A 12,526-nucleotide genomic window follows, 5' to 3' on the forward strand; every position below is an offset into this window, starting at 1 on the left:
AACCGAGCCCGGGGAAACCCGCGGCCGGGGATTGACACCCACCGGACCGGGTAACCGCACCCATGACCACCCTTCGTGCCCTCGCCCTGAACTGCACACTCAAACCGTCCCCGGCGGAGTCCAGCACCGACCTGATGGTGTCGCATGTCCTGTCCGCGCTCGCCGGGCACGGCGTGACCACCGAATCGGTGCGCGTCGTCGACCACGACGTCCGTCCCGGTGTGGAGGCGGACATGGGTGACGGCGACGAGTGGCCGGGCCTGCTCGAACGCGTCGCCGCCGCCGACATCCTGATCGTCGCCACGCCGACCTGGGTGGGCCACATGTCCAGCGTCGCCCAGCGCGTGCTCGAACGCCTCGACGCGGAACTGTCGAGCACCGACGACGAGAACCGGCCACGCATGGTCGGGAAGGTCGCCGTCGCCGCGGTCGTGGGCAACGAGGACGGTGCGCACAAGATCGTCGCCGACCTGTTCCAGGGTCTCAACGACATCGGGTTCAGCATCCCGGCCCAGGGCTGCACCTACTGGAACGGGGAAGCGATGTCCGGCACGGATTTCAAGGACCTGTCCGAGGTTCCGGAACAGGTATCCACGACCACGCAGGCACTGGCACGGAACGCCGTCCATCTGAGCACCGTGCTGCGCGAACGGCAGTACCCGCCGTATCCGGACTGAGCCCGCCCGCCGCATGCCGCCGGTTCGCCCGCATGCCGCCGGTTCGCCCGCATGCCGCCGGTTCGCCCGCATGCCGCCGGTTCGACCGCATGCCGCCGGTTCGACCGAATGTCACACGCGTTCGATCGAATCGAACGTATGTGACATTCGGTCGCCGACACCGAGGCGAGCACCGGTCGTCGCGGAGAAGAAGTAGACCTCCCCCGGCTGCGGGAGCAGGTGCACCTGCTCCCCCGGACCGATCGCAACTCGTCGATCCACCCGTACGACGACCTTGCCCGTCGCGCTCGACCAGTCGGCCGGCCCGGTCGCCGTCGCATGGACGAAGGCCTCCGCGCCGAGCTGCTCGACCAGGTCCACCGTCAGGGACAGCGTCCCGGACCGCCACGCGCCCACGGGGGTCCATGCCTCGGGCCGCACCCCGACGACGATCCGGTCGGCGGCGACGTCGGCCGGAACCGGCACCCGTAGAGCACCGAGCACGGCCGCGCCGTCGCGGACGGGCGCGTCGAGCAGGTTCATGCCGGGCGAACCGACGAACCCGGCGACGAAGGTGTTGACGGGGTTGTCGTACAGGACGCGGGGTGCGGCGACCTGCTGCAGGCGACCGCCGTCGAGGACGGCCACCCGGTCCCCCATCGTCATGGCCTCCACCTGGTCGTGGGTGACGTACACGGTCGTCGTGCCGAGTCGCCGCTGCAGTCCGGCGATCTGCGAACGCGTGCTGACGCGCAGCTTCGCGTCGAGGTTGCTCAGCGGTTCGTCCATGCAGAACACCGCGGGCCGTCGCACGATCGCGCGGCCCATGGCCACGCGCTGTCGCTGCCCGCCCGAGAGCTTGCCCGGTTTGCGGTCGAGCAGCGGCTCGAGTTCGAGCATCCGCGCGACGTCGAGCACCCGCGCCGTCCGTTCCACCCTGCCGACGCCGGCGTTGCGCAATGCGAAACCCATGTTCTCGGCCACCGTCATGTTCGGGTACAGCGCGTAGTTCTGGAACACCATCGCCACGTCGCGGGCCTTGGGCGGCAGTCCCGTCACGTCGGCCCCGCCGATGTCGATGCGACCGTCGTCGACCGCCTCGAGGCCCGCGAGCATGCGCAGGCTCGTGGTCTTCCCGCAGCCCGACGGACCGACCAGGACCAGGAACTCCCCGTCCGCGACATCGAGGTCGAGGCGGTCCACCGACGGCCGATCGGCACCGGGGTAGCGGTGGGTGACGGACCGGAAACGTATGCTTGCCAATGCTTTCCCTACAGATTCGGGGTGATCTGACGGTCGATGATCTGCTGCAGCTGCCGCGCGACGTCGCCGAACGCCGTCGGCACGTCGGCCCCCTGCAGTGCGATCTGTTCGAGGCCGGTGCCGATGATCTGGTCGCCGCCAGGCACGAAGACGCGCGCGTAGTCCTGTGACCGGGTGCGCGCGAGCTGGTCGACAGCGGTGCGGGCGTTGGGGTTCTGCTCGAGGAACGCCTTCATCCCGGGATCCTCGGTGGCGGACTTGCGCACCGGCATGTAGCCGATCTTCTGCGAGAAGTAGGCGGTGTTCTCCCCGTTGGTGACGAAGTCGACGAACTTCAGCGCGTTGCGCTTCCGCTCGTCGGAGATGTTCGCCGGAATCGCCAGTCCCGCACCGCCGGTGGGGCATCCCGGCGTTCCGTCGGGGGCGGGCAGGAACGCGGTGCCGAAGTCGAACGCGGCGTTCGCGGTGATGCCGGACAGATCGCCGGTCGAGGCGATGGTGGACGCGATGATACCGGCGGAGAAGTCGTTGGCGATGTCCGTGGACACGCCCGCGTACCTCCCGGTGTGGATCATGTCCTTCAGGAACTGTCCCGCGGCGATCGTCTCCGCGTCGCCGAAACGCAGCCGCCAGCCGTCGGAGTAGGCTCCGCCGAACGTCCAGATCGGTCCTTCGAACGTCCAGCCGAGGTAGTCCTTGGCATTACCCCAGCCGTGTGCCAGCTTGCCGGACCCGACCACCCGCTGCAGTTCGGGACCCCACTCGGCGAACTCCTGCCAGGTGGCGGGTCCGCGGTCGGGAAGACCGGCCTGCCGCCAGACGTCGCGGTTGTAGTAGAACAGCGGCGTCGAGCGGGCGTAGGGCAGCGCGAAGTGGCGACCCTCGAAGAGGTAGTCGGCCAGTAGGGAATCGACGTAGTCCCCGGTGTCCACGCCGACCTCGGCGAAGAGGTCGTCGAGCGGGGTGATCGCGCCGGTCAGCGCGTAGTTGAACCACCACACGTCCGACAGGACGACGACGTCGGGCAGGTCGCCTCCGGACAGGGCCGCGTTGAACTTCTGCGACACCTCTTCGTAGTTCTTGCCGCCGTCGATCAGGTCGACCGTCAGGTCCGGGTACTTCGCCTCGAACCGGGCGATGAGCTCGCGCTCCACGTCCTGGGACTTGCCCGGGTGGTTGGACCAGAACTTGATGGTGTTCGCCGCGGATGCGGATTCCGAGGACCCGGACGACCCGGTGCCGGCGCACGCCGCCAGCGCGGCGCTCGCGGCGACGAGCCCGGTCAGTCCCAGAAATCCACGCCTGTCGATGTTCACGAAATTGCTCCTAGAGAGTTCAGCCCTTGACCGCACCGGAGGTGAGGCCCTTGATCATGTGACGTTGCAGCGCGAGGAAGATCACGAGGATCGGCAGCATGGCCAGCACCGTGCCGGCCATCACCGGCCCCCAGTTGGTGACGCCGTCGTTGTTCTGCAGCTGGGTCAGCCCGATCGGCAGCGGCGCCACGGACGCGTCGTCGGCCATGAGAAACGGCCACAGGTATTCGTTCCACTCGTTGACCACGGTGATGAGCGCGAACGCGACCAGGGTCGGTCCGGACACGGGCAGCACGACCCGCCACAGCAGGCGGACGTGCCCGGCCCCGTCCATCCGCGCCGCCTCGATGATCTCGGCGGGAATGGACAGAAAATGGTTGCGCAGCAGAAACGTTCCGAATGCCACACCTGCCAGCGGCACGATGATCCCCTGGAAGGTGTTGCGCCACCCCCATTCCGCCACCAGCGCGTAGTTGGAGATGACAGTGATCTGGTTCGGCACCATCAGCGCGGCGACGATACCGAGGAACACGAGGTTCTTGCCGGGGAAGCGCAGGAACACCAGACCGTAGGCGCTCAGGATGCCGAGGACGAACTTCACGCTCGACAGCACCGTGGTGATGATCAACGAGTTCCGCAGGAACGTGCCGAACGGCACCGAGGTGACTGCCTCCGTGTAGTTCCGGGGATGGAACACGGAGGGCCACCAGGTGACCGGCAGCGTGTAGATGTCGGGTCGCTGCTTGAACGAGGTCACCACGATCCAGTACAGCGGCAGCGCCACGACGAGCAGTGCCACGACCATCGCGGCGTAGGCGAGTACCCGGATCGTGCGCTCGCGACGCCGATACGGCTGCGCCGCTGCCGGTTCCGTGGTCGTGACCGGGCGCTCCAGGAGCGTCGTCATTCCGCACCCCCCGTCCGCTGGACCGACCGAATGTCACATGGCTTCGATGTGATCGAACGCGTGTCACATTCGGTCGCACGCCCACGCCTACCCCCACGCGCGCGCCGGGGACGGCGGGCGGGGCGCGCAGTGTCGTCGCGGTCCATCAGGCGCACCTGGTAGACCGTGACGGCCAGCAGCACGAGGAACATGATCGTCGCGACGGTGGCACCGTAGCCGGCCCGGAAGTTCCGGAAGGACTCGTTGTAGACCTGGTAGACCATCGTGGTGGTGCCGGTACCGAGCGGCCCGCCCCGGGTCATCACGTTGATGATGTCGAAGACCTGGAAGGAGTTGAGCAGCACGGTGATCGACAGGAAGTACGTGGTGGGACGGAGCTGCGGCAGCAGGACGCGCCGAAAGGCCGTCCACGACGAGGCGCCGTCGATCGCGGCGGCCTCGGACAGTTCGGGACGCAGGCCCTGCAGGGCCGCCAGATAGATGACGAACGTGTAGCCGAGGTTCTTCCACAGGTAGGTGAGGGTGACCATCACCAGCGCCCAGGCCGGATCCTGGTAGAAGTCCGGGGTGTTGAGCCCCAGCCTGCCCAGCAGATCCTGGACGAGGCCGAAGTTGGGATCGAACACGAACTGGAACGCCACCCCCACCGCGGCACCGGAGATGACGAACGGCGCGAAGAGTGCGGACCGGACGAGGTTGCGGCCCAGCAGTTTCCGATCCAGCAGCAGCGCCAGCGCCAGTCCGAGCAGCATGGAGCCCGCGACGGTCGCGACGGTGAAGACGACGGTGTTGCCGACGATCTGCCACGTGTCGGCACGGCCGAACCACTCGCGGTAGTTGCCCAGTCCGACGAACGTCGCGGTGGGGCTCGAGATGTTCCACTCGAAGAACGACAGTCGGATGTTGTCGACGAGCGGCCGGTACGTGAACAGGACCAGCAGCGCGAGATTCGGCCCGATCAGCGCGGCGAACAGCGCGTAGTCGCCCCACGGGCGTCCCCACGGACCCCGGTCGGTTCGGGGCAGTACTCTTTCCGGACTCGAGCGCACTGCGGCAGTGTGTCTGCCGCGGACGAACCGGAGGTTACGCCGGTCTGGCGCCGACGAGTACTCTCGTCACCGTCGAGGTACGAAGTGCTCGCCGGCGCCGGCCGTTGTCCGGCTAGAGGTTCCAGTCGCCGAGGCCGTCCCAGCCGTTGAGGATGCCGCCCCCGGTGTTCTGCACGATCACCGGGTCACCCTTCCGGGCGTTCTCGAAGAACCAGCGGCCGTCCTCGGTGCTCACGTTCAGGCAACCGTGGCTGACGTTCGTGTTGCCCTGCGCCCACTCGGACCACGGCGCCGCGTGCACGAAGATGCCGCTGTTGGAGATGCGGGTCGCGTACTCGACGTAGGTGCGGTACCCCTCGGGCGAGTCCACCGGCACGCCGTACGTGGACGAGTCCATGTACATGTCACGGAACTTCTCGCCGACGATGTAGGTGCCGTTGGGCGTCTCGTAGCCCGGCTTGCCGAACGACGTCGGCATGGTCTTGACGACCTCACCGTTGCGGGTGACGGTGATGGTCTTGGTGGCGTCGTCCGCGACGGTGACCAGCGCGTCGCCGACGGTGTACGACGACTGCGTGCCCCCGGCGTTCACGGTGACCTGGGTGTGGGCGGGCCAGAACTCGTAGGGCCGCCAGCGCACCTGCCGGTCCGACGCCCAGTAGAAGTGCCCGTCGACGGGCGGGTCGGCCTGGACCTCGATGTGCCGCTCGGCGGCGGCGCGGTCGGTGATCGGCTCGTCGAAGCGGATGATGATCGGCTGCGCGACGCCCACCGTCTCACCGTTCGACGGGTTGATCGACGGGGCGGAGAACGGGGCGGGTTCCGGCGCCTGGCCGGGCAGCCGTTCGACGAGTTCCTGCACGCTCGGCAGTTCGGGTCCGCCGGGCCACAGGGGTACCGCGGCGGCGGGTCCGGTCATGGTGAGCGTGGCGGCGCCGACGCCCACCAGCGCGGTGACGACACGGCCGGACCAGCGTCCGGCGCGGCCGCGACTGTTCGGCCGACCCTTCTTCTCGAACATTCGACAACCCATCGTTCGTTCGTGCCGTCGCACCCACGTCCGCCCCGACAGCGACGACTTGGCGCACCCATTAGACACAGCACACCTGCGGGCGGGCAATTCGACCGCGCCCGTCCGGTGGCCCGTCGGGAGCTCGACGCCAGGTCAGGACTCGATTCGGGAGGCAGCGAGGAGATCGTCGACAGCGACGAACTTCACGCGGGAGCGGCCCGCAGCACCGCCCCGGGCGCGTTCCTGCTTGTCGATCTGCTGCCAGCCCCGGTAGTCCACGTAGTCCGGCCGGCGCTCGGAGATCAGCGCCGCGAGCTTCTCCCGGTCGGCGACGGGGGCGACGAGGCGGCCGGCCACGAAGTCCTGGACCAGGTGCTCGACGGTCTGCGCGGAGCACTGCTTGTTGGTGCCGATGACGCCGGTGGGCCCGCGCTTGATCCAGCCTGCGGTGTACACCCCGGGCAGGGGCTCGTTCGTTTCCGGGTCCACGACCCGGCCTTCCTCGTTGGGGAGGATGCCGCGCGTCTCGTCGAACGGCAGATCGGCGACGGGACGCCCCCGGTAGCCGACCGACCGCAGGACCAGGCCCGTGGGCAGGGTCTCGGTCTGCCCGGTGCGGTGCGCCTCGAGGCGGCCGTTGGTCTCGGCCAGTTCGGTGCGTTCGAGGGTGATCGAGTCGACCCGGCCGTCCCCGTTCAGCGCGACGGGTGCGGCGAGGAAGCGCAGCACGATCCGCTTGTTGTCCTCGGTCGGGGTCCGGCGGGCGAAGCCCTGGACCTGTTCGACCTTCAGTGCGATCCGTGGTTCGACGGCGGGGTCGTCGACGAGGGCCCGGCTGGCCGGGTCGAGTTCGGCGTCGGCCGGGTCGACGACGATGTCGACGCCCCGGAGCTGACCGAGGGCCAGCAGTTCCGGATTGGTGTAGGCGGCCTGGGCGGGTCCGCGCCGTCCCACGACGACGACCTCGCGGATGTTCGACGCGCGCAGGGCGGCGACGGCGTGATCGGCCATGTCGGTCTTCGCCAGCTCGTCCGGGTCGGCGACCAGTGCCCGCGCGACGTCGAGGGCGACGTTGCCGTTGCCGATGATCACCGCGCGTTCGCCGGACAGGTCGAAGGTGCGGTCGGCGTAGTCGGGGTGCCCGTTGTACCAGGCGACGAACTCGGTGGCGGCGTGCGAGCCGGGCAGGTCCTCGCCGGGCACGTCCAGGTGCCGGTCGGCGGCGGCACCGACGGCGTAGATCACGGCGTGGTGGTGCGCGAGCAGTTCCTCGTGGCTGATGTGGGTGCCCACCTCGACGTTGAACCAGCACTGGCTCTTCTTGTGGCCGAGGGCGCTGCGGAACAGCTCACCGACGGACTTGGTGCTCTGGTGGTCCGGGGCGACACCGGCGCGGACGAGTCCGTACGGGGTGGGCAGACGGTCGAAGATGTCGACCTCGACGCGGGACCGGCTGGTCAGCTCCAGCGCGGCGTAGCAGGCGGCCGGGCCCGAACCGACGATCGCGACCCGCAGGGAGCCGAGTTCGGCGGGGATCTTGGTGCGGTCGCGCTCCTCGGGCCAGTCCGGTCCGATCGGGTAGCGCCGGTAGTAGTCCTCGGCGATCTTCAGGTACGGCTCGTGCTCGGCGGGAAGCTCGTTGTCGGCGTAGATCGCGTCCACCGGGCATTCGTCCACGCACGCGCCGCAGTCGATGCAGGTGTCCGGGTCGATGTAGAGCATCTCGGTGGTGGCGAACGGCGCCTCGTCGGGCGTGGGGTGAATGCAGTTGACGGGGCAGACCTCGACGCACGAGGCATCGTTGCAACACGCCTGGGTGATCACGTAAACCACGGTGGATACCTGCCTGAAGTGCCGGGGGTTCGACGACCCCCCCAGACTATAACGTGTTCCAATTCCGGTCGAGATCCGGTTCGCTGCACCTGCTCTCCCGGCGTGTCCCCCGCGCCGGGGGTCAGCCGTCGCTCGGCTCGATACGGAAGCCGATCTTCACGGTCACCTGGAGGTGCGCGACGGCCCCGTCGTCGATGTGGCCCCTGACGTTCATCACCTCGAACCACTCGAGATGGCGCGTGGTCTCCGCCGCCCGCGCGACGGCCTGCTTGATCGCGTCGTCGACGCTGTCCGTCGACGACCCCACCACCTCGATCACCCGGTACACGTGGCTCACAGCTTCGCTCCCTCCGTATCGAACTGCTTCGAACACTCGTGGCCGTCCTCTCACGCGCGACGGGCGAGTTCACGCGCCACCGCACCCAGTCGCGCGAGCCGCAGATCGCCCAGCGCGATCGGGCCGCTGCCCAGTCGGTTCGTCGTGAACGCGAGCGACAGGCCGGTGTCGAGGTCGGCGAAGGCGCCCGAACCGCCGACCCCGTAGTGGCCGAGCGCCCCGCGCGGCCGTTCCCGGCTGACGAACACCGGCTGGTGGTAGCCGAGGCGCCACGCCATCGGGACGCCGAGCACGTAGTCGCGCCCGCGTACCCGGACCTCGTTCATGGCCTCGACGGTCTCCGGCTTCAGGAACTGCACTCCGTCGATCGTGCCGCCCGCGGCGATCGCCCCGTACATCCGTGCCAGCGCCCGCGCCGAGAACACCCCGTTCCACCCGGGCATCACCGCGTCGTGCACCGACGGATCACGCACCAGCTCGTCGAACTCCTCCGGCATCGCAGCCTCCGCGAGACCGCGGGTGAGGCTCACCCGCGACAGCACCGAAGCGGTCATCCCCCAGTGCAGTCCGGCGGGATTGATCCGCGGGAACAGCTTGGCGATGCGGTGCCGCTGGTCCTCCGGAACCCGGAACCAGAATTCGGGGGTGCCCAGGGGTTCGGCGATCTCCTGCCGGACGACGTCGACGAACGGCAGCCCGGTCACCCGCTGCACGATCTCCGCGACGAGCCAGCCGTAGGTCACCGCGTGGTACCCCGGTCCGCTCAGCCGCCGAGAATCGGGCGGCGCCGCCGCCAGCGCACGAACCGTCGCGTCGTAGTCGACGATGCCCATCCGGCCGGGCCGCAGGTTGCGCACCCGGTGCAGTCCGGCCCGGTGGGTGAGGACGTCCGCGACGGTGACGTGCTCCTTACCGGCCGCCGCGAATTCCGGCCAGTACCGGGCGACCGGCGCGAAGTAGTCGATCAGGCCGCGGTCTGCGAGGCGGTGCACCACGGTCGACGCCACGCCCTTGCCGGTGGAGAAGGACAGCGACACCGTGTCGCGGTTCCACCGCCGGTCGCGGGTGGCCCAGCCCGCCCAGATGTCGAGTACCTTCTCGCCGTCCAGGTAGGCGGCGAGGGCACCGCCGCCGTGCCGGGGCAGCCGGTACAGGTCGAAGAAGCGATCCGCGAGCGGCAGGAATCGCCGGTCGACGTGCATCTCGGTCGGCGGCGGGTCCTGGACCGCCGCCGCGCCCCGCACCGGTCGGGCTGTCATCCGTGATACCTCCCAGTCGACTTCGTGCCGCCAGGCTACGTCGCAGCGTCCGTTCCCGAACGGGTTTTGCCGAAGGGTCCCGTCAGGGGGCGACGTACCGGAACGTCCCCAGCACGACGCAGCCCCGTCCCGTGGTGAGGTTGACCGCGGTCGCGGCGGACCCTTCACACAGCACCGGATCGCGCAGGTCACCGATGAACGCCTGGGACTGCGGGCCGGCCACGACGAGCGCGGCCGCGGGCTCCTCGACGATCCCCAGTGCCAGGGCGTTCTCGCCGTAGCCGACGGCGGCGAGAGGACCTCCCGCAGCTTCGCCCGCCCCGACACCCCCAGCCAGTCCGGCCGCGAGCACGCGCGCCCCGGTGCGGGCGTCGGCGAAGCCGACTCCGCCGTCGCCGTAGCCCCACGCGCCGCTCGGCGCATCCGCGACCGCACCGCACGCGGTCCGCCCGTCGAGCTGGGTGACCGAGGTCGCCGAACCCGGGGGCGCCGCGCACGTCACCGCCTGGGCGGGCGGTGCCGCGACGAGTGCGGCCGCGACACCCGCGACCACCACCGCACCACCGCCGAGCACCCGAACCGACTTCCGTGCATCCGCTACCACCGACACGGTGACTGCCTCCTCCGGCCTCGTCCCCCGCAAACCGAATCCCCTCAGGGGAGTCTACGGAGACGCGCACCGGTTCACCGGGTGGGCGGGCATCGATGCGGTCACGGGACGTCACCGCTCCGGTGACTACGCCCAGCGGAATGCCTAACCGGGCCGCTTGCGATCCGTGTCGCGCGACGGCTGCACCCGTTTCGGCTCGCCCGGCATCTTCGGGTGGGTGGGCGGGTAGGGCAGGTCGCCGAGGCCTGCGGCGGCGTCCCGCTCGGCCATCTCGAGCAGCACGTCGAGCGTCTGCGCGGTCTCGTCCATCGCGGCCATCGGGTCACCGCGGCGTTCGAGCAGCCCCGGCACGGTCGCGATCGTGAAATCGTCCGGGTCGGCGTCGGCGAGTTCGTCCCACGTCAGGGGTGTCGACACCGTCGCGATCGGGGTGCGCCGCACCGAGTAGGCCGATGCGATCGTCTTGTCCCGGGCGTTCTGGTTGAAGTCGAGGAAGATGCGCTGCCCACGCTCCTCCTTCCACCACGCGGTGGTGGCCCGTCCGCCGCTGCGACGTTCCACCTCCCGCATCAGGGCGATCCCGGCGCGGCGCACACCGACGAAGTCCCATTCCGGGACGATGCGCACGTACACGTGCAGGCCGCGGCCCCCCGACGTCTTCGGGAACCCGACCAGACCCAGTTCGTCGAGCAGCGGCCGCAGCACCTCGAGGGCGACCGCTCGGGCGTCGTCGAAGGCGGTCCCCGGCTGCGGGTCCAGATCGATGCGCAACTCGTCGGGGCGGTCGACGTCCCCGCAGCGCACCGCCCACGGATGGAACGTCACGGTGCCCAGGTTCGCCGCCCACACGACGTCCGCGGCGGCGCGCACCCGCAGCACGTCGGCGGTGCGGCCGGACGGGAACGTGACCTCGCATGTCGCGATGTGGTCGGGCCGGCGGGCAGGTACCCGCTTCTGGTAGATCTCCTCGCCCTCGATCCCGTCCGGGAACCGCTGCAGGTGCGTGGGCCGTTCCCGCAGCGCCTGCAGCAGCGGCGCCGAGCCGGCCGTCGCGACGGTCCGGTAGTACTCGACGAGGCGGCGCTTGCTGCCGGCCTCACCGAGGCGGGGGAAGTAGACCTTGTCGGGGTTGGACAGGCGGACGGGCACACCGCCGACGTCCAGTTCCATCGCGGGAGAGCGCTTCGCGTCGGGCACCGCAGGTCACACTCCTGTCCGGTCGAGGACGTCGGCGAGGTCGTACCGCACCGGCACGTCCAACTGCTCGAAGGTGCAGCTGCGCGGATCGCGGTCGGGCCGCCACCGCAGGAACCGGGCCGCGTGCCGGAACCGCAGGCCGGCCTCCGGGTTGCCCTCCATCTGGTCGTAGGCCACCTCCAGGACCCGCTCGGGCCGCAGCGGTATCCATCGGCGGTCCGCGGCCGTCCGCCACCGGCTCGGCTCGCCCTCGGCGACGACGTCGGCACCGACCCGCAGCGGCGCGAGGTCGGCGAGCAACTCCTGGCGCTGCTCGACGGTGAACGCCGACGCGCCCCCGACCATCACCGGTTCGTCCCCGCCGTCGTACAGCCCCAGCAGCAGGGACCCGACCCCGTCGATGCTCTTGTGCGGGCGGTAGCCGATGAGCACACAGTCGGCGGTGCGGGCATGCTTGACCTTGCGCATCTCCCGCTTGTCCGGCACGTAGGGTCCGTCGAGACGCTTGGCGACGACCCCGTCGAGGCCGGCGCCCTCGAACTCGGCGAACCATCGGCCGGCGATCTGCGCGTCGAGGGTCGCGGCGGTGACATGGCAGCTCGGGCCGCCCCCGACCGCCGCCCGCAGCCGCTCCCGGCGCCGCGCGAACGGCGTCTCCATCAGGTTCTCGTCGCCGAGGGCGAGCAGATCGAAGCCGACGAACTGCGCGGGGGTCTGTTCGGCGAGCAGCGCGATGCGGCTCGCCGCCGGGTGGATACGCTCCGACAGGGCCTGCCAGTCGAGCCGACTACGGCCGTCGTGCGGGCGCGGCACCACGATCTCCCCGTCGACCACGCACCGGGCGGGCAGCTCCGCCCGCACCGCGGCGGTCAGTTCCGGGAAGTAGCGCACCAGGTCCTTCCCGCCCCGCGAGCTCAGCACCACCTCGTCGCCGTCGCGGAACACGACAGCCCGGAAGCCGTCCCACTTCGGCTCGTACGACCACTCGGGGTCGCCGTCGGCAGGCTGGGCCGGAACCTCGGGCACGGCCTTGGCGAGCATCGGTGCGATCGGCGGTTCGACTGGCAGCTGCACCGGCTCATGGTCG

General features: G+C 70.0%; 12 protein-coding genes. 1 reads left to right on the plus strand and 11 read right to left on the minus strand.

Annotated features, from left to right (window positions below):
* Positions 1–62: 62 nt before the first annotated feature.
* Positions 63–677, plus strand: a complete 615-nt coding sequence (locus LZP97_RS17325; protein WP_048773707.1) for a flavodoxin family protein — start codon at positions 63–65, stop codon at positions 675–677.
* A gap of 111 nt (positions 678–788) precedes the next feature.
* Here LZP97_RS17325 and LZP97_RS17330 read toward each other — a convergent pair whose 3' ends face one another.
* The 11 genes from LZP97_RS17330 to LZP97_RS17380 form a co-directional block, all read right to left on the minus strand.
* Complete coding sequence (locus LZP97_RS17330) at positions 789–1,919, minus strand: ABC transporter ATP-binding protein (protein WP_048773705.1); 1,131 nt, start codon at positions 1,917–1,919, stop codon at positions 789–791.
* An 8-nt stretch (positions 1,920–1,927) separates the two neighbouring features.
* The gene (locus tag LZP97_RS17335; protein WP_048773704.1) at positions 1,928–3,235 is read right to left on the minus strand and encodes an ABC transporter substrate-binding protein; all 1,308 of its coding nucleotides are present in this window, start codon (positions 3,233–3,235) and stop codon (positions 1,928–1,930) included.
* A 19-nt stretch (positions 3,236–3,254) separates the two neighbouring features.
* Positions 3,255–4,142 carry a carbohydrate ABC transporter permease gene (locus tag LZP97_RS17340; RefSeq protein ID WP_040274788.1) on the minus strand — a complete coding sequence of 296 codons (888 nt, stop codon included), beginning with the start codon at positions 4,140–4,142 and terminating at the stop codon, positions 3,255–3,257.
* Positions 4,139–5,191 carry a carbohydrate ABC transporter permease gene (locus LZP97_RS17345; protein ID WP_048773702.1) on the minus strand — a complete coding sequence of 351 codons (1,053 nt, stop codon included), beginning with the start codon at positions 5,189–5,191 and terminating at the stop codon, positions 4,139–4,141. The genes LZP97_RS17340 and LZP97_RS17345 overlap by 4 nt, the downstream gene beginning before the upstream one ends.
* Positions 5,192–5,303: 112 nt before the next feature.
* The gene (locus LZP97_RS17350; RefSeq protein WP_040274784.1) at positions 5,304–6,212 is read right to left on the minus strand and encodes a L,D-transpeptidase; all 909 of its coding nucleotides are present in this window, start codon (positions 6,210–6,212) and stop codon (positions 5,304–5,306) included.
* Between the two features lie 144 nt (positions 6,213–6,356).
* The gene (locus LZP97_RS17355) at positions 6,357–8,036 is read right to left on the minus strand and encodes an FAD-dependent oxidoreductase (RefSeq protein WP_048773699.1); all 1,680 of its coding nucleotides are present in this window, start codon (positions 8,034–8,036) and stop codon (positions 6,357–6,359) included.
* A 121-nt stretch (positions 8,037–8,157) separates the two neighbouring features.
* A complete protein-coding gene (locus LZP97_RS17360) occupies positions 8,158–8,373 on the minus strand; it encodes a dodecin (protein WP_010593657.1) in 216 nt (71 codons plus the stop codon).
* A 50-nt stretch (positions 8,374–8,423) separates the two neighbouring features.
* Positions 8,424–9,632, minus strand: a complete 1,209-nt coding sequence (locus LZP97_RS17365; protein WP_010593658.1) for a serine hydrolase domain-containing protein — start codon at positions 9,630–9,632, stop codon at positions 8,424–8,426.
* A gap of 82 nt (positions 9,633–9,714) precedes the next feature.
* Positions 9,715–10,242 (minus strand): DUF6764 family protein, encoded by a 528-nt coding sequence (locus tag LZP97_RS17370; protein WP_010593659.1) that lies wholly within the window; start codon positions 10,240–10,242, stop codon positions 9,715–9,717.
* Positions 10,243–10,386: 144 nt separating this feature from the next.
* Positions 10,387–11,412, minus strand: coding sequence for a DNA polymerase domain-containing protein (locus LZP97_RS17375; RefSeq protein WP_040274821.1), 1,026 nt, complete (start codon positions 11,410–11,412; stop codon positions 10,387–10,389).
* A gap of 33 nt (positions 11,413–11,445) precedes the next feature.
* On the minus strand, positions 11,446–12,513 hold the full coding sequence (locus LZP97_RS17380; RefSeq protein WP_040274780.1) for an ATP-dependent DNA ligase: 1,068 nt from the start codon (positions 12,511–12,513) through the stop codon (positions 11,446–11,448).
* Positions 12,514–12,526: the final 13 nt, after the last annotated feature.

Source organism: Rhodococcus sp. DMF-1, assembly GCF_021441945.1.
Taxonomy (GTDB): Bacteria; Actinomycetota; Actinomycetes; order Mycobacteriales; family Mycobacteriaceae; genus Rhodococcus; species Rhodococcus ruber.

Bases quoted from the DNA above. Each gene is read 5' to 3' on its own strand.
- LZP97_RS17325 (WP_048773707.1), top strand. From the start codon at position 63: ATGACCACCCTTCGTGCCCTCGCCCTGAACTGCACACTCAAACCGTCC.
- LZP97_RS17340 (WP_040274788.1), bottom strand. From the start codon at position 4,142: ATGACGACGCTCCTGGAGCGCCCGGTCACGACCACGGAACCGGCAGCG.
- LZP97_RS17350 (WP_040274784.1), bottom strand. From the start codon at position 6,212: ATGTTCGAGAAGAAGGGTCGGCCGAACAGTCGCGGCCGCGCCGGACGC.
- LZP97_RS17365 (WP_010593658.1), bottom strand. From the start codon at position 9,632: ATGACAGCCCGACCGGTGCGGGGCGCGGCGGCGGTCCAGGACCCGCCG.
- LZP97_RS17375 (WP_040274821.1), bottom strand. From the start codon at position 11,412: ATGGAACTGGACGTCGGCGGTGTGCCCGTCCGCCTGTCCAACCCCGAC.